This window comes from Peribacillus sp. FSL K6-1552, from assembly GCF_038005205.1.
GTDB lineage: Bacteria > Bacillota > Bacilli > Bacillales > DSM-1321 > Peribacillus > Peribacillus butanolivorans.
On record NZ_JBBOST010000001.1, the window covers coordinates 742,714 to 759,566 of the forward strand.

Genomic DNA, 16,853 nt, shown 5'->3' on the forward strand with positions numbered 1-16,853 from the left:
ACGTGAAATCATCCTGCTGATAGTGGGTTTACTTGAGGAGGAAATGATATGTCAGTAACGATTAAAAATATCTTTGATCAGACGGTTCAAAAATTCCCCATTAAAGAAGCTATCTACGACGTGAGAAGAAATATCCGCTATACCTACATTCAATGGAATGAGCAGGTGAATAGGTTGGCGGCGGCTCTCCAAGCAGAAGGTGTCCAAAAAGGGGACCGGGTCTCTACCTATCTTTATAATAATGAAGAACTTGCCACCGCATTCTTTGCCTGTGCAAAAATCGGTGCGGTCTTTAATCCAATCAACTTTCGCTTAATGGCAGAAGAGCTTGCATTCATCTTAAGTGATGCGGCGCCAAAGGTCGTTTTATTTGAAGGTGAATTGGAATCGACTGTGACAGCTGTTGAAAAACGCTTCCCTGAAATAGCGTTCTGGTATATTGATGAGAATGTGCCTCGCTATGCCGAAGGATACCGCCAAAAAATGGTCAGTACATCTTCTAAGCCTGTTGATGTGGACATTCACGAGAATGATGTCTATGCCATTATGTATACAAGCGGGACGACAGGACGACCAAAAGGAGTTATTCACCTTCATAAAGATATGGTCGAGCAGGCTAAGATTTTATCAGAGGCGATGAAGTATGAAAGCAGTGATATCGGTTTGATTACCGCGCCAATGTTTCATTGTGCGGAATTGCACTGCTCATTTTTACCGCGCGTGCATGTTGGTGCAACGAATGTAGTTCTTCATCAGTTCAATCCTAAAAAGGTACTAGAACTGTTTGAATCCGAAGGGATTACCAAACTGTTTGCGGCACCAACGATGTGGAATATGCTTATTCAGGAAAATCTGAATGATTATAAATTTCAAAGTTTGAAGCTGGGACTATATGGAGCCGCTCCAATGGCGCCTACGCTTGTACTTGCTTGTCAGGAAAAACTGGGCATTCAATTTATCCAAGCATATGGAATGACGGAAATGGGTCCGGCGATCACTCTACTATTAGAGGATGATCAAATAAGTAAAGCTGGCTCTGCCGGCCAAGCGTGCCGCGATCATGAAATCGTCATTGCCCGTCCAAATGACGAAGGCCCATCGGATCCCGATGATGCACTCGAACCCGGAGAAATCGGGGAAATTCTTGTGAAAGGCCCTTGCATCATGAAAGGGTACTTTCAAAGAGATGGAGAGACAGAGAGAGCACTTTACAGAGGCTGGTACCATTCCGGGGATATAGGTTTCCTTGATGAAGATGGATATTTGTGGGTCAAAGATCGTGTGGATGACATGATTATCTCTGGTGGCGAAAATGTGTATCCACGTGAAGTGGAAGACACACTTTATGAGCATCAAGGAGTTCTCGACTGTGCAGTAATTGGTCAGCCTGATGATAAGTGGGGAGAAACGGTGACGGCCTTTGTAGTAGCTAAAGATCCGTTATTGACGGAAAGTGATTTAGAAGACTGGTGTAAGAACAGCGATACACTTGCTAACTATAAACGTCCAAGAAGATATATCTTCTGTAAAGAGTTACCTCGAAACGCAAGTGGGAAAATTCAAAAATTCATGCTTCGTAAACAGTTGGAAGAAACTGTAGCTGAATAACAAATGGTGGGGAAACCCTCTTTGTTTTAAGCAGAATGGATTTTTTAGTTGAGTTAGTAAAATGAAAATAAGTAATCCAGTCAAATCATTTTAGGGTAGTGTTTTTTTATGTAAGAAAAAGAAAAGTTACCCACAAATGAAATGCAGTTGAATCAATGAGATCTTAGGGTTATCCACACTATCCACATAGTTATCCAGAAATTACATTATTTACATGTTGATACCGCGAGACAAACACCTATTATTTGTCAGTATTTTCAGAAAATATCCACAATATACACAGGGGTGTGGATAAGACGGTGTCAGTAAGCTAATTTAAGGGGCTGACTAACAGCCCCCTAAGGTGTAAAAGTTATAATTTGCGGTTATGGGCACGGCGATTAGCCGCATTGGATCGCGCTTGTGCTTCAATATCTTGTTGGTCAGCCAGTTCTGAAGAATATTCGACATCAAGTCCGTCACTTTTTAGGTTTTTAGGAACTTGTGGAAGTTTTTGAGCGTTATTGTCTCGATTATTATTGCGTCCCATATCAGCGCCCCCTTAGAGTAAAGAAATAAATAAGCTAGCGATGATTTCCTTAATCATCGCTAGCTTATTTTGTGCTGAATGGTAGATCAAAATGTACGGGAAAATACTCCAAACTTAACGGCGAGATTTCTTCTCGTTAAATCCACCTGCTCGGTCTGCATTTTTAAATTCTCGAGAATAAAGAATTGCTTGCGTGCTCGTTAAGGTACTTTTTTCTTTTTCCTGTTTTTTGGGCAATTAGATCATCTCCATTTCACTTGATATCCCTATTTTTTCCTAAAAAGTTTCATTCATACATGAGAATTTTCTTTTAAGATATTGTGTAAAGCTGTATTAAGGGTTGGAAAAGTGAACGTGAATTCTTCCTCTGCAAGTTTATTAGGAAGGACTTTTTGGCCTTCTAGCACAAGTATGCTCATTTCACCGAGCATGATTTTTAGCATGAAGGGAGGAACAGGTAACCAATGAGGCCGGTGCATGATAGTACCAATTTCTTTTCCGAATTTATCCATTTTAACCGGATTAGGTGCTGTGAAATTGACTGGACCTTGAATGTGTTGATTGTTCATACAAAAAACAATTGCACGGGCGACGTCGTGAATATGAATCCAGGAAAGCCACTGACTTCCTTTGCCCATTTTTCCTCCGCCGAAAAGTTTATAAGGAAGAACCATCATTGGCAGTGCACCTTCTTTTTCCCCTAGAATCACACCAAACCTTGTAAGGACAACTCGCTTACTGTATGAGCGGGATTTGGTTGCTTCTTTTTCCCATAGCTTAACTGTTCGAGCCAAGAAATCATCACCGATGGAATCAGAGGCTTCAGTAAAGGTCTCATGATCAGAGATACCATAAAAACCCACTGCACTTGCATTGATAATGACAGAAACTTTATCGGGAAGCTTAGAAAGGATCCGGTTCATTTCTTTGGAAGCTTCAACTCTGCTTTCGACAATCCGGCGTTTTCGTTCCGGGGTCCAACGCCCACTGTTTAAAGACTCACCGGCAAGGTTAACGAACACATCAAGGCCATCTAAATTTTGTTCAGGGCTTGAGTCTGGGGTCAGCCAGCCGATATATTGGAGATTTTCCCGTCTTTTATATTTGTCAGGATGACGTGTCAATATATATAAATCATGATTTTCTTTTAATAATTCATCGATAAGGGCTGTGCCGACAAAACCGCTTCCACCAGCAATGGCTATTTTCATGAAAACCACTTCCTTTTTCCTGTCTTTTATTCACTTTAACATGCCCTTGTTCTTTTTTCATTTTTAGACATGCTATATATAGAAAAGGTACTCGTAAAGGGGTAAAGTAGGGATGGGGGTGGATTTTATGCCAAACATAACAAAAATAACAACCCAAAAAAAACGTAAAGATCGTTATAACATATTTGTTGATGAAAAATATGCGTTTAGTGTGGACGAAGAAGTTTTATTGAAATTTCACTTGAAAAAGGGTACTGCACTTGATGACCTGCTTCTTGCTGAAATACAATTCCATGATGAAATTCAAAAGGCATTTACGGATGCTCTTAATTATTTATCATACCGCATGCGTTCAGAATCGGAAATTCGCCTTTATTTAAGAAAGAAGGAAATAGAAGAACCGATTATAAAGGAAGCGATACATAAGCTATACAGCTTTAACTATTTAGATGATCTTGAATTTTCCAAGGCTTACGTGCGGACCCATGTAAACGGAGGCAATAAAGGGCCTACTACCCTTAAGATGGAGCTGAAGGAAAAAGGAATACAAGAAAAGCTAGTTGTGGAGGCCTTGAAGGAATACCCCTATGATATTCAAATTGAGCATGCGAAAAAGCTTGCGGGAAAATCAGTGAAAAAAGAAAAAAACATCTCGGAACGAGCTTTAAAGCAGAAGCTTGAACAGACATTGACACGAAAGGGTTTTCCAAGAGATGTCATTCTCGAGGCACTTGAGGATGTGACGGTAGAAAAGGATGAAGATGAACAATGGGATTCGCTATGTCATCATGCAGAAAAGATGCAGCGCCGCTATAAAAACTATGAAGGCTTCGAATATGACCAAAAGATGAAGCAGGCATTATACCGAAAAGGTTTTCCAATAGAATTAATTGACCGATATCTTTCCAATTCAGACATGGAATAAGTACATCGATAGCCAAATCGCAAAATTTTGTTTAATATAGAAGTAAATTAATATTTAATTTAAGGAGCCATATATATGAGCGACGTAAGATACAGCAAGTTGTCGGCCTATGAACTACAACAGGAAATTGCAGCGTTAACCGAAAAAGCGAGAAAAGCTGAGCAATTAGGGATGGTTAACGAATTCTCGGTGTTGGAACGCAAAGTAACTATGGCCAAAGCCTATCTGTTAAATCCGGATGATTTTAAAAAAGGTGAAATTTATCAAATTGAAGGCGATCCGGGAGTCTATTTCAAAATTGATTATATGAATGGTGTATTCGCCTGGGGATACCGTTTGGGTGGAAGCGGGAAGGAAGAAGCACTGCCGATTTCGATGTTGAGATAATTGAAGGAACCGGGAGACCCGATTCCTTCTGAAGTGTTCTATTGTTTCTAATTCGATCGCTCGTTTGATGCTTTCATCCGTTCTTGAGGGTGTGTGTTAATGCTGCCATCGGCTCGCTTTGAAGCATATCTCGCCTTTGCACGAGGCTTACCTTGAATGTTGGGGAATCCTTTTTGTTTATTTCGCAAGTTTTTCTCCTCCAAACATCAGAATTAAAAAAAAGCGTTTCCGCTTACTACTAGTATGGGTAAAGTACAGTAAAGTTCAGTCTGTAAAAATATTGGCAATGAGGTGGTTCTAATGAATGAATACCATGAAAGGTTAACCAAGATCCTGCTTGAGAAAAATGATCACATCACGTATGAGCAAGCTTTAACTTGGGTGGAATTATTATGGGAAGATTTCGAAGCGACCTATGCAAAAGCTGGGCATGAGTATGCTGGCGAAGAAATGACATCACGGGTTGTCCAGACCTGGATTGATAATTACGGTGAACAATTCCACGAATTCATTGCGAAAAATCCTAAATATAAGCATTTATTAAATCAACAGAATCGACTGCATTAAAAAAGCTGATTCCAGCGGGTTTCCCCTGGAATCAGCCTTTTTTCAATCTGCTTAGACCTACAAAATAATATTCAATTTCTTCTGCAGTTTCGCTTCACTAAAGATCCAACCGGTATACGAATTCAAGATATTTAGGTCGCTGTCTAAATGGACGACAGCTACAAAGGGGTAATACCCATTGCTTCGGTATCTTAAATCAATAAAACGGACTTCGTAATAGTCCTTAATTTGTTCGATTTCAAAGCGGTAAACAGGGGAAAAAGACAGAAAGGCAGCCAAATTGATATCAAGCTTGGCGGCTTCGAGAATTTTACTTTCAGGCAATGGAATTCGATCAAATGTATCAAGAATCGTCACATAACCATTATCAGCTCTCGCTACATAATAATGCTTTTCGGTAATCACGGCTATTTTCCAGCGATGAAAACGCATGGTCGGTGATAAAATAATTTTTCTTGCTCCCGGAATTTGCTGCTTAACAGCTCTTTTAATGAAAGCCTGTTCCCTGAACCTAGAGATATAATAGATCACGAGTATCCCGTAAATGGAGAGAAATAAATAGCCGGGAGGAAATCCATACCCCCACAATATCAAGCCGGCAACATGGATTCCAAAAATGAACGGGTCAAATGTATTGATGACCCCTAGAGCTACCCAATTGGAAGAAATAGGCCTTAGCGCCTGTGTTCCATAGGCATTAAAGATATCGACAAAAACATGAAGAAATACGGCTAAAAAGGTCCAAAGCCAAAGATGAAGGTAATTTGCTTCAGGTATGAAGGCGAAAAGTGCGCCGCTGATAATCAAGGGCCAAAGTAATACAGCGGGAATCGAATGTGTAATTCCACGGTGATTTCGTATATATACAGCGTTATTTCGTAATTTTAAAACGGTGTCAATGTCAGGAGCTTGTGATCCTAATATCGTGCCTGCAATGACTGCACTTGCAGTAACTGGACTTTGCGCAATAACAGGATCTAATGTGGCAAGTCCTCCAAGAGCAATTCCCATGACAAAGTGAGTACCTGTATCCAAAAGTCTAACCTCCCTGCCACAATTTGAAAAAAAGATCTTACTTAATCATACCGTATTTATATATTATCCATCAAATGAATATATTTTTGACTTATTTTTGTGACCTATTACAATAAAATAAATATGAACGATATAAAAAAAAAGAATGCCTACTATATGTATTCCCATTTTTAATAAAAGTGTAACATCTTTGGAGGAACTGAAGTGAAAGAAATAAATATCCCAACAATAGAAAAAATAAATATCGAGGCGTTTCAAAAAGATTTAGTTTCCTGGTTTCTCGAAGAACAAAGAGAATTGCCATGGAGGGAAAATAAGGATCCATACCGTGTTTGGGTTTCAGAAATAATGCTTCAGCAAACGCGAGTGGATACGGTCATTCCTTATTTTAACCGGTTTATAGATTGGTTTCCGACACTTGAGGATTTTGCCAATGCCGATGAAGAAAAAATATTAAAAGCATGGGAAGGGCTCGGTTACTATTCGCGGGTCAGGAACCTGCATAGTGCTGTTCAAGAGGTAAAGGCGTCATATAATGGTGTTGTACCAGATAGTCCCGAGGAAATTTCTAAGTTAAAAGGTGTTGGTCCTTATACAGCTGGAGCGATTCTGAGCATAGCTTATGGCAAGCCTGAACCTGCAGTGGATGGAAACGTCATGCGTGTGCTATCAAGGATATTAATGATTTATGAAGACATTGCAAAGCCAAAGACACGAAAAACATTTGAAGCGGCTGTTCGTAAGCTGATTGATCACAACCATACATCTGCTTTCAATCAGGCCTTAATGGAACTGGGGGCTTTAATCTGCACACCTGGTAAGCCTGCCTGTCTGCTGTGCCCTGTTCAAAGCCACTGTCTTGCCTTTGAGGCAGGGGTTCAGTCAGAACTGCCGGTGAAAATCCAGAAGAAAAAAACGCGTGATGTACCAATTGTGGCTGTGTTATTAACGAATGAAAAAGGTGAATTTTTAATTCATAAGCGAGCATCTGAAGGATTGCTAGCAAACCTTTGGGAATATCCAAACTTCGAAAACCATACATCCCTTCAGCATAAACGGGAATTCTTTGAAAGTCGATTTCAAGAAATGTACGGTGTAAAACCGGAGATTACAGATCCGCTTGTGAAAATTGAACATGTTTTTTCACACCTTGTCTGGAAAGTCGATACGTATACCGGGACAGTCAAAGAAAAAATTAGTGAAGCGACTTTAATAGAGAATCAGCTGAAGTGGGTGAGTAAAACGGAGATGGAGGAGTTCGCGTTTCCGGTTTCACACCAAAAAATGATGAAGGCCTATAACGATAAAGAGGGTATCAATTAAGTTATCGTTTTTTTAATACCCTCCATACAACCAATTTAAATAGAAAAAGCAGTGTGTTCCGGATAAGATAGTACATTGTTTTTATGGTAATATAAGGATATGGAGGGGGCATATAAATGAAGGTAGTTTTTCAAGCATTTATTGGTTCAATAATTCTTCATGTGTTTTATTTTGTTAGTACGATGATAGTCGGATCTATAAAAACAAGCCAATATAAACCAGGAATTGAAAACGCATGGGGTCAAGCGGAGACACTTCAAAATGAAGTAGTCTTTGGTAAAGTTATTTCCCCTTCTGTTTACTTGGTATCCCTTGTAGGTGTAGCTCTGATTTGCGGAATTATTATATTTTCCTATAAAAAAATCTTTACGGAGAGATAGCTCAATAAATATGAAAAGCCAGCAATGGTTCCTCTCAATAGTTTATACTCAAAAAGAGGATATCCGCTAAGATACCCTCTTCTTTTTCGCTCAATTTTCAATTGTATCAAGTTAAATTAATCGTAGCTTGTTTCTGTTCCATGGGTGTAATTGGCTTCTTGTCTGTTAATTCCGCCTCTATTTTCAATTTCTTTGACGATTTCGGTATGGATACTCTGTCCTTCTTGGTTTAAATAAGGTACCATTTGTTGAAGGGAGTGATGAAAATAGGCAAGTTCACTATTTTCCCAATCCGATTTTTTCATCATCGACAACTCTGTCATATCACGTCCAACATACATAAAAAATAACACTCCTTTTTTAAAGTGATGGGTGTTTACTCAGAAAGGATGAATAAACAAATGGAACAAAAAGTAGCGCTCGTTACAGGAAGCAGTAAAGGTCTAGGAAGAAGCACAGCATTAAGACTTGCAGAGGAAGGATACGACCTCGTTATTAATTATGCCCGGAGCAAGTCAAAAGCATTAGAGGTAGCTGCTGAAATTGAAGCATTGGGTCGTAAAGCCCTTGTAGTAAAAGCGAATGTCGGTGACGTTGCGAAAGTGAAAAGCATGTTTGAGGAAATCGATGCGTATTATGGACGTTTGGATATCTTTATCAATAATGCTGCATCAGGTGTGCAGCGCCCGTTAATGGAGCTTGAAGAAACCCATTGGAACTGGACAATGGATATCAATACAAAAGCCCTCCTTTTCTGTGCCCAGGAAGCGGCGAAATTGATGGAAAGAAATGGCGGAGGTAAAATTGTAAGTATCAGTTCACTTGGGTCCATTCGCTATTTGAAAAATTACACAGCTGTCGGAGTATCGAAAGCGGCGCTTGAAGCACTGACAAGATATTTAGCTGTTGAATTGGCTTCAATGAATATTTGTGTCAATGCCGTTTCAGGCGGTGTGATTGATACGGATGCGCTAAAATCTTTCCCGAATCGGGATGAAATGCTTGCTGAAGCAGCTGAACAGACTCCGGCTGGTCGGATGGTTGAGGTAGAAGATATGGTGAACACTATCCTATTCTTAATTTCCGATGGAGCAAGTATGATTCGCGGACAAACCTTAATTGTTGATGGAGGCATCTCTTTGCTTGTTTAATATAACTGGTAAAATTTAAATGTTTTTAGCCGGATAACACTCCATGATATTGGTTATCTTATTATTTGTGGAGGTGATATTAATGGCTAACAACAATAAATCACAAGCAGGTACAAACGCACAACAAGTGAGACAACAAAATGCGCAATCTCAGCAAGGTCAAGGTCAAGGCCAATACGGTACTGAGTTTGCAAGTGAAACAAACGTTCAACAAGTGAAACAACAAAACGCGCAATCTCAGCAAAATAAAGGCCAAGGTCAAGGTCAATTCGGTACTGAGTTTGCAAGTGAAACAAATGTTCAAGAAGTGAAAAAACAAAACCAAAAATCTCAAAGCAATAAAAGCCAAGGCTAATTGCTGATACGAAAAGGCATCCTTCTTTTGAAGGGTGTCTTTTTATTTTTTTCCCTTCTTTTGTATTCGACAAATGTTTCTTTGCGTTTACATTTTATGTCAAAGGAGATATCAGATAAAAATAGAATATACATACTATAGAAAAAATACAGATTAGGATGGTGCAATCATGGAGCAATTTAATCAGCTTATAAACAATCAGTTGAAAACGATGGAAAAGCTTTTACTTTTACAATCTGAAATCGAAAGATGCCAAGATATAGAGAAGCAACTCCTGCAAGAGGAGAGTGAAGCAGTTACCATTCAGGAAGAGATTCAACTTAAGAAGCAAGAATTGAAATGTATCCATGATATGTTCGAGAGGCAAACAGAAGAGGTCATTCGTTATTTTCAGCAAGGACAGGCTGCAGTACAATAAATAATTGGCTAATTTCTTAGTAGAAATGAGTGGAAGGTCAGATTTTTTTGGCTTTTTTTCACATTTTTACTGGGGGATTAGCCACTTTTGTTTTAAATTTATGAATAAATCGCTATAATATAGGAATATAGGGTAAATGGAAAAAAGTATATATATTAAATACACACAACAACTGCAAACGGAATAGGGCACAGTACGCTGAAAGGGTGTCTATAGAAAGTAGGGAGAGATAAATGGGGATTGTTCCTGCCGAAGGAGGAAAAATCCAAATTCATAGCTATAAACATAATGGACATATCCATCGTATCTGGGAAGAGACAACCGTTTTAAAAGGAACCCAAAATCTGGTGATAGCGGCAAATGACCGTACTATGGTGACGGAATCAGATGGAAGGACATGGATTACAAGAGAGCCGGCGATTTGCTATTTTCATTCAAAGTATTGGTTTAATGTTATTGGTATGTTGAGAGAGGACGGGGTTTATTATTATTGCAACATCAGTTCTCCGTTCACATACGATCCAGGAGCATTGAAATACATTGATTATGACCTGGACATCAAAGTATTCCCAGATATGACGTTTAATTTGCTGGATGAGGATGAATATGAAAGGCATCGGAAAGAGATGAATTATCCTGATGCTATCGATCAAATATTAAAACAGAACGTAGATTATTTAATTTATATGATACGCCAGCGAAAAGGACCATTCTCCGCAGAATTTATTGATAGTTGGTATGAACGCTTTTTAACTTATCGATAATAGTAAAAAGGCCTGCTGCTTATCTAGCAGGCTTTTTTTCTATTGTGTATTCCCCAGTACTCTAACAAATCAATGCGACAGATTATACATGTTATTCATCTTATTTTTCTAGAAGTAAGCCCTATTCCTTTAACTGTTGCGGTTTTAAAGTTAAACTTACGAGATGCTGAAATGAATCCCGTTTATAGAAAGCCTCTGAATAATATGTTGTTGAAAAGAATATTTTGGAACTATTCATAAAATATTTGGAAGAGAACGTGAATATGTGAAAGACTAATGATAGCTTAATTTTCTAAAAGGAAAATAAAACTGAAAGTGTATCTTCTCGAATCTTTTACACGACATTATACAGTATAAACTAATACTAGAGCATTACTATCTTAAATCTTCTTCAAAATTATTTGGAGAAATGGAGGAATCCCGTGGAGAGCATTAAGAGATATTTACAATTTGTTAAGCCGTATAAATGGCAGATTATCGGGACGGTATTGATTGGGCTGTTAAAATTCGCGATTCCACTGTTGATTCCCTTGCTTAGTAAATATATTGTGGATGACATCATCAATAGTGATCTGTCTACTGATATGAAATCCGAACGCCTTTTATGGGCTATGGGAATCATGCTTTTTATCTTTGTAGCGGTAAGGCCGCCCATCGAGTATTACCGGCAGTATTTTGCTCAATGGACAGGAACAAAAATCTTATATGATATCCGTAATGATTTATTTACCCATGTACAAAAACTAAGTTTTAAATATTATTCCAACACAAGAGTGGGCGAGGTCATCTCAAGGATGATCACGGATGTGGAACAAACTAAGAACTTTGTTATCACCGGTTTGATGAATCTCTGGCTAGATATCGCTACAATTATTATTGTGATAGTGATTATGTTCACGATGGACGTAAAGCTAACCATTGTATCCATCATTATGCTGCCATTTTATGCTTTTTCAATCAAACACTTTTTTGGAAAGCTCAGAACCTACACAAGGGTTAGGTCTCAAGCGTTGGCGGATGTGCAGAGTCATCTTCATGAACGTGTTTCAGGCATGTCGGTTATTAAAAGCTTTGCGATTGAAGATCGTGAGCAGGAACTGTTTGCGAAGCAGAATAAAAATTTCCTGGATAAGGCACTGAAACATACGAGTTGGAATGCTAAGTCATTTGCTGTCGTCAATACAATTACAGATATTGCACCCTTACTAGTGATTGGCTTTGCGGGTTATCAAGTCATCAATAAGCAAGTGACGCTAGGTACTATGGTAGCCTTCGTCGGTTTCATAGACAGGCTTTATAATCCTCTCAGACGATTAGTTAACTCTTCGACGACAATGACACAAACATTGGCGTCTATGGACCGGGTTTTTGAATTTGTGGATGAGAAATATGATATAGATGATGAACCGGGTTCAAAAGAGCTGAAGCAGGTAGAAGGTCGAATTACGTTTCAGGATGTGTCATTTGCTTATGATGAGAAAGAGGCACCTGTTTTAAAACATATCAACCTGGATGTGAAACCGGGTGAAACCATTGCGCTTGTTGGAATGAGTGGCGGAGGGAAATCCTCAATCGTTAGTTTAATTTCCCGTTTCTATGATGTTACAGAGGGATGCGTATTACTGGATGGAACGGATATCCGGAAATATCAAGTCCGCAGCCTAAGAGATAAAATCGGAATGGTGCTTCAAGATAATATCTTATTTAGTGAATCGGTTAAGGCAAATATCCTAATGGGACGGCCTGATGCAAGTGATGAAGAAGTATTTGTAGCCGCAAAAGCAGCAAATGCTCATGACTTCATTACGTCTTTAAAAGACGGTTACGAAACTAAAGTGGGTGAGCGGGGCGTGAAATTATCCGGGGGCCAAAAGCAACGGGTTGCCATTGCGAGGGTATTTTTGAAAAACCCGCCAATCCTTGTTCTGGATGAAGCAACATCCGCCTTGGATTTAGAGAGTGAACATTACATCCAAGAAGCGCTTGATATATTGGCGAAAAAACGGACCACGATCATTGTAGCACACCGCTTATCAACCATTACCCATGCCGATCGGATTGTTCATATTGATAATGGGGAAATTACCGAAATCGGAACACATGAGGAACTCATGAAAAAACAAGCGCATTACTATAACCTATTTCAAGTTCAACAATTGGACGCTTAAGAAAAATAGCATATAGGAAATCGGATTCACTACAGAAGGAATTTTAAATAAAAGAGCAGATCATTTCGCAGTAGTGCAATGGTCTCTTTTTTATTTAAAAACTATCACAATAAGTGTAATGCTCCCAAATTGTTAAAGTCGTTCATGATGTAATTTGCATACTAAAAGAGCATCGAAAATCGATGCTCTTTATTGTTGAATTTTCAGCTGTTTTAAATGTGAAAAGTAAAACAAAAAAAGTAATTTAGCCTGCAATACTTCCAGTTAAAAGAACCTGCTATATTCATTAGGATACTCTTTTTTCGTGCGAAGTCCTTTTACTATTAGGAAGAAATCTAGTGAGGTGCTTCATCCCCTCAGGTAAGGCAATTCCGATAATAATCAAGAACATTCCGAACCACTGCAGGGATGTAACTTGTTCATCTAGGAAGATAACCGAAACGACCATCGCGGATGGCAATTCTGCCGCACAAAGAATCGCGCCAAGCCCGACACCAACTTTCGGCATACTGACAGCAAAGAAAAAGAAAGGAACAAGGACACCCAACGTGCCAAGCAGTAGACCATAATACCATAGGTTTGTTTGAACCAGATTTGTTACAAGTGTGATAGGGTTAGTAGTGAATACAGCAGTCAGCATCGCCCCTGTTGCAATGAAAAACAACCGCTTCATGGAAGACTCTCCAACGGCGAACTGAGAGTTACAATACATATAAAGAGCAAAAAGTAACGCCGATAAAAGGCCAAACAATACTCCTTTAAAACTAAGTGCAGAGAGAGGCTGGCCAAAAATTGCTCCTGCTAATAACGTACCGATAAATAGAACGAAAATGGCAATGAGTTTATTTTTATCCGGACGTCTTTTATTTAGAAAGCTTTCGATTAGGACGCCGATCCAGGTAAACTGAAATAAAAATACCACGGCTATCGAAGCTGGAAGCTCTGATACTGAGACGGCATATGCCTTCCCGACAAAAGTGGACATCATCCCTGTGAATAAAAGTAATCCGGCACTTTTCCATGAAACTTTATATTTAAACGAAAAAAGAAATAAAACAGAGACAATCAGCCAGCCGACCAGGTATTGACTTCCGACTAATTCTCCGGAAGAATGGCCGTCCATGAATCCAAACTTAATCATAGTGGATAGTGTACCGTATGAGATGGAGCCGATTAAAACCATTATGGAATACTTCAATAGTTGCATAATTTTTCACCCCTATAAAAATAAAAATCGCCACCTGCCTAAAGGGCAAGTGACGAACGAAAAAAGGAAATCCTTTTAAAATTCCGTCTCTCAACAAAAGCTGAGTTTAAAAATGATGGTGTTGCATTACCTTAGCTTAAAGTCTCTGTGAATAATTGTCAACCAGAAAAAAAAGTAAAGTAAACTCGTCGATGGGTAACCTTAAGGCGACAACAGACCTTTAGATTCCCTATACTCTGAATTATAAAATAAGATCCCCACATGGTCTAACGCCAATGCGAGGATCTTATTTTATTTGCCATATTGCTGAAAATCCTCTAACTTGCCGCGATATTCTTCATCCTTCATTTTGCGAACGGTTGGATTGTTTTCTTCAGATGAATCATCGTTTGAGTGCAGTTGACTGTGAAGATTAGAAAGCACCAAACGATAATCATCATCCTTCATTTTCAGTTCATCCCTGTCCTTTTGGACAATGATTTCGGTACTAAGGTCAATTTCTGGGGAAAAAGCGGACTCTTCTAAAGAGTGCTCTTCCTCAACGACCGGCTTCTCATCAGGGGATAACGCTTTGATATTAAAAGTAATTAAACCCGTAATCGCTAAAATGGCAACGATAATAATTAGAATTATGCCCATTGAACCAAGCCTCCTAGAGCTCGTTTATGAATGATCGGGTGACATGGGCTACCCGTTTTCCTAATGCTTCTCCAAGCTGGAAGTCCTTTGTGGTGATGCTGTCATCCACGCCGGGTGGGCAGCTGATTCCCACACCATAATAAGACCCGTATAATGCGTTTTCAGGAACAGTACCAGGTAAACCGACAATGATCATCCCCTGATGAAGCATCGGAGTAATCAAGTTCAGCATCGTAGCCTCCAGCCCGCCATGTAAGGTAGCCGTTGTACAGAATACAGCCCCGACTTTATTGATCAGTGTACCTTCCGCCCATAGATAGCCTAGTTTATCAATCCAGGTTTTCAGACTCGAACTGATGGTTCCGAAATGTCCGGGACAGCCCCAAATGATGGCGTCCATTTCTGGAAGCTTATATACATCCGCCTCGTTTACATGATCAATTAGAACTTCAGCTCCAGGAACCATAGCGGCTCCATGAGCGATTGCTTCGGCAAGTGCCTTCGTGTGGTTGCCTTCACTGTCGTATATAACATAGATCTTCATTCTTATCCCCCTATTTGGTTAAACTGATTTTTTTACTGGTGAAGGCAATAAAGGTACATCCATTTTCTCTTGTTTAGTTTGTTTAAATGTTTTGTCCTTCCGAACGTCACGCAAAAAGAGTGAGAGAACAATGCCGACAACTGCAAAGCCTGTTGCCCAAAAGAAAGCATCATTGATTCCCATTACGTTTGCTTGACCCTGGATTTGGGTGGAAATCAGTGACATTGCGGTTTCCTGTGCCTGTTCGCTAGTTTGATTCATGGAACTCATGATGGATTGAACCATTGATTGGAAATTTTGCACAAAACCAGGATCACTAACACTCATATCCGTTCCTAAAGTGATGCCATGAAAAGTAGCACGAGTTGTATAAATGGTCGTAACAAAGCTTGTTCCGATGGCCCCGGTTACTTGTTTCACCGTATTGCTCATCGCAGTACCATGTGTATTCAGATGCTTTGGAAGCTGATTCATCCCAGCTGTCATAATTGTCATCATCAGTAAAGACATTCCAAGAGAACGAATGGCATAGAAGATAACCAAAGTCGAATAGGTCGTTTCTGTAGTCAGGTTTGCGAATTCAAAGGTTGTGATTGCTGTAATAATCAAACCAACAAGTGCTAATGGACGAGGTCCGACTTTGTCAAATAAACCTCCCGAAATAGGAGACATCACCATCATCACAAGTGCTCCCGGTAACATCAATAAACCAGATTGAACAGGTGTGAATCCCCTTAGCGTTTGTAAATAAATCGGCAACAAGAAAATACCGGTAAACATCGCCACCGTCACGATAGCTGAAATAATATTTGATAAAACGAACATATCGTACTTAAACACACGGAAATCGAGCATCGGTGTATCCGATTGTAGCTGCTGAACTACAAATAGGGTAAGAAGGATAAGCCCAACGATGATGGTTCCTAGAACGATAGCGTCTAACCAGCCTTTTGAACCTGCTTCACTGACACCGTATAGTAGGGATGCTACACCTATCAGAGATAAGGATGCACCTAATATATCCAATTTGATTTTCTTAGGTTCTGCCACATTGCGCATATTTAAAAAGGCTAGTGTCATGATGATTATGCCAAACGGCACCATTGCATAGAACATGACTCTCCAGCTATATTCCTGTATGACCCAACCAGATAAAGTTGGACCGATGGCAGGGGCAAACATGATAGCGAGCCCAAAGATTCCCATTCCTTTCCCACGCATTTCTGGAGGGAAGATAAAAAGGATGATCGTCATGACTAATGGCTGTAATATCCCGCCACCAGCTGCCTGAATTAACCGGCCGGTAAGAATAACAGGGAAATTTGGTGCAATACCACAGATAAGAGTTCCGACTGTGAATAAAAACATGGCAGCGAGGAATAAGACGCGCGTGCCAAAACGCTCAATTAAAAAAGCAGACAAAGGAATCAATGCCCCATTGACGAGCATGAAACCAGTGGATAACCATTGAATCGTAGTTGCTGCGACATTAAATTCAGCCATCATTCTCGGCATCGCGACACTTAGCAAGGTTTGATTCAAGATGACCATGAACAAGCCAAGCATTAAGATGATTAACATGGGAGCATATTGTTTCATTCCTTTGTTTTCATTTACTGAGATTGTTTGAGGAGCCATTTAA

General features: G+C 39.6%; 21 protein-coding genes. 11 read left to right on the top strand and 10 right to left on the bottom strand.

Going from position 1 to position 16,853, the window contains the following annotated elements:
- Positions 1–48 precede the first annotated feature (48 nt).
- Positions 49–1,608, top strand: coding sequence for a fatty acid--CoA ligase (locus NST21_RS03460; RefSeq protein ID WP_340887748.1), 1,560 nt, complete (start codon positions 49–51; stop codon positions 1,606–1,608).
- 352 nt (positions 1,609–1,960) lie between these two features.
- On the opposite strand, the gene NST21_RS03465 is transcribed toward NST21_RS03460, so the two are convergent.
- The 3 genes from NST21_RS03465 to NST21_RS03475 form a co-directional block, all read right to left on the bottom strand.
- Positions 1,961–2,137 (bottom strand): YfhD family protein, encoded by a 177-nt coding sequence (locus tag NST21_RS03465; protein ID WP_082612836.1) that lies wholly within the window; start codon positions 2,135–2,137, stop codon positions 1,961–1,963.
- Positions 2,138–2,251: 114 nt separating this feature from the next.
- The gene (locus tag NST21_RS03470; protein ID WP_082527457.1) at positions 2,252–2,374 is read right to left on the bottom strand and encodes a YfhE family protein; all 123 of its coding nucleotides are present in this window, start codon (positions 2,372–2,374) and stop codon (positions 2,252–2,254) included.
- Between the two features lie 53 nt (positions 2,375–2,427).
- Entirely contained in the window at positions 2,428–3,348 is a 921-nt protein-coding gene (locus NST21_RS03475) for a TIGR01777 family oxidoreductase (RefSeq protein ID WP_340887752.1), read from the bottom strand.
- A gap of 127 nt (positions 3,349–3,475) precedes the next feature.
- On the opposite strand from NST21_RS03475, the gene recX reads away from it, so the two are divergent.
- Both recX and NST21_RS03485 read left to right on the top strand, forming a co-directional pair.
- Positions 3,476–4,273, top strand: coding sequence for a recombination regulator RecX (recX, locus tag NST21_RS03480; RefSeq protein ID WP_340887755.1), 798 nt, complete (start codon positions 3,476–3,478; stop codon positions 4,271–4,273).
- A 75-nt stretch (positions 4,274–4,348) separates the two neighbouring features.
- Positions 4,349–4,660, top strand: a complete 312-nt coding sequence (locus tag NST21_RS03485; protein ID WP_053344476.1) for a YfhH family protein — start codon at positions 4,349–4,351, stop codon at positions 4,658–4,660.
- Positions 4,661–4,707: 47 nt separating this feature from the next.
- Here the strand turns inward: NST21_RS03485 and sspK are convergent, their stop codons facing one another.
- Positions 4,708–4,848, bottom strand: coding sequence for a small, acid-soluble spore protein K (sspK, locus tag NST21_RS03490; RefSeq protein ID WP_053344477.1), 141 nt, complete (start codon positions 4,846–4,848; stop codon positions 4,708–4,710).
- Positions 4,849–4,960: 112 nt separating this feature from the next.
- Here sspK and NST21_RS03495 point away from each other — a divergent pair, with 112 nt between their 5' ends.
- A complete protein-coding gene (locus tag NST21_RS03495) occupies positions 4,961–5,227 on the top strand; it encodes a YfhJ family protein (RefSeq protein ID WP_340887758.1) in 267 nt (88 codons plus the stop codon).
- Between the two features lie 57 nt (positions 5,228–5,284).
- On the opposite strand, the gene NST21_RS03500 is transcribed toward NST21_RS03495, so the two are convergent.
- On the bottom strand, positions 5,285–6,262 hold the full coding sequence (locus NST21_RS03500) for a metal-dependent hydrolase (RefSeq protein WP_053344479.1): 978 nt from the start codon (positions 6,260–6,262) through the stop codon (positions 5,285–5,287).
- A 204-nt stretch (positions 6,263–6,466) separates the two neighbouring features.
- Between NST21_RS03500 and mutY the strand changes: the two genes are divergently transcribed.
- Both mutY and NST21_RS03510 read left to right on the top strand, forming a co-directional pair.
- Positions 6,467–7,585 carry an A/G-specific adenine glycosylase gene (mutY, locus tag NST21_RS03505; RefSeq protein ID WP_190270329.1) on the top strand — a complete coding sequence of 373 codons (1,119 nt, stop codon included), beginning with the start codon at positions 6,467–6,469 and terminating at the stop codon, positions 7,583–7,585.
- Positions 7,586–7,701: 116 nt separating this feature from the next.
- Positions 7,702–7,965 carry a hypothetical protein gene (locus tag NST21_RS03510; protein WP_056522195.1) on the top strand — a complete coding sequence of 88 codons (264 nt, stop codon included), beginning with the start codon at positions 7,702–7,704 and terminating at the stop codon, positions 7,963–7,965.
- A gap of 116 nt (positions 7,966–8,081) precedes the next feature.
- On the opposite strand, the gene NST21_RS03515 is transcribed toward NST21_RS03510, so the two are convergent.
- Positions 8,082–8,306 (bottom strand): hypothetical protein, encoded by a 225-nt coding sequence (locus NST21_RS03515; protein WP_053344482.1) that lies wholly within the window; start codon positions 8,304–8,306, stop codon positions 8,082–8,084.
- A gap of 60 nt (positions 8,307–8,366) precedes the next feature.
- Between NST21_RS03515 and fabL the strand changes: the two genes are divergently transcribed.
- The 5 genes from fabL (at position 8,367) to NST21_RS03540 (ending at position 12,821) form a co-directional block, all read left to right on the top strand.
- A complete protein-coding gene (gene fabL / locus NST21_RS03520; RefSeq protein WP_053344483.1) occupies positions 8,367–9,116 on the top strand; it encodes an enoyl-[acyl-carrier-protein] reductase FabL in 750 nt (249 codons plus the stop codon).
- 82 nt (positions 9,117–9,198) lie between these two features.
- Positions 9,199–9,471: a gamma-type small acid-soluble spore protein gene (locus NST21_RS03525; protein ID WP_056522193.1), complete on the top strand. Its 273-nt coding sequence runs from the start codon at positions 9,199–9,201 to the stop codon at positions 9,469–9,471.
- A 169-nt stretch (positions 9,472–9,640) separates the two neighbouring features.
- Positions 9,641–9,889, top strand: coding sequence for a YgaB family protein (locus tag NST21_RS03530; RefSeq protein WP_340887760.1), 249 nt, complete (start codon positions 9,641–9,643; stop codon positions 9,887–9,889).
- Between the two features lie 233 nt (positions 9,890–10,122).
- Entirely contained in the window at positions 10,123–10,653 is a 531-nt protein-coding gene (ntdP, locus tag NST21_RS03535) for a nucleoside tri-diphosphate phosphatase (RefSeq protein ID WP_053344486.1), read from the top strand.
- Between the two features lie 422 nt (positions 10,654–11,075).
- Complete coding sequence (locus NST21_RS03540; RefSeq protein ID WP_340887761.1) at positions 11,076–12,821, top strand: ABC transporter ATP-binding protein; 1,746 nt, start codon at positions 11,076–11,078, stop codon at positions 12,819–12,821.
- Between the two features lie 286 nt (positions 12,822–13,107).
- Here NST21_RS03540 and NST21_RS03545 read toward each other — a convergent pair whose 3' ends face one another.
- The 4 genes from NST21_RS03545 to NST21_RS03560 form a co-directional block, all read right to left on the bottom strand.
- Positions 13,108–14,028 carry an EamA family transporter gene (locus NST21_RS03545; RefSeq protein WP_053344488.1) on the bottom strand — a complete coding sequence of 307 codons (921 nt, stop codon included), beginning with the start codon at positions 14,026–14,028 and terminating at the stop codon, positions 13,108–13,110.
- A gap of 291 nt (positions 14,029–14,319) precedes the next feature.
- Positions 14,320–14,667, bottom strand: coding sequence for a hypothetical protein (locus tag NST21_RS03550; RefSeq protein ID WP_340887762.1), 348 nt, complete (start codon positions 14,665–14,667; stop codon positions 14,320–14,322).
- A gap of 13 nt (positions 14,668–14,680) precedes the next feature.
- Positions 14,681–15,211: an NAD(P)H-dependent oxidoreductase gene (locus NST21_RS03555; RefSeq protein WP_201182804.1), complete on the bottom strand. Its 531-nt coding sequence runs from the start codon at positions 15,209–15,211 to the stop codon at positions 14,681–14,683.
- Positions 15,212–15,229: 18 nt separating this feature from the next.
- A complete protein-coding gene (locus tag NST21_RS03560) occupies positions 15,230–16,834 on the bottom strand; it encodes a DHA2 family efflux MFS transporter permease subunit (RefSeq protein WP_445670583.1) in 1,605 nt (534 codons plus the stop codon).
- Between the last annotated feature and the right edge of the window lie 19 nt (positions 16,835–16,853).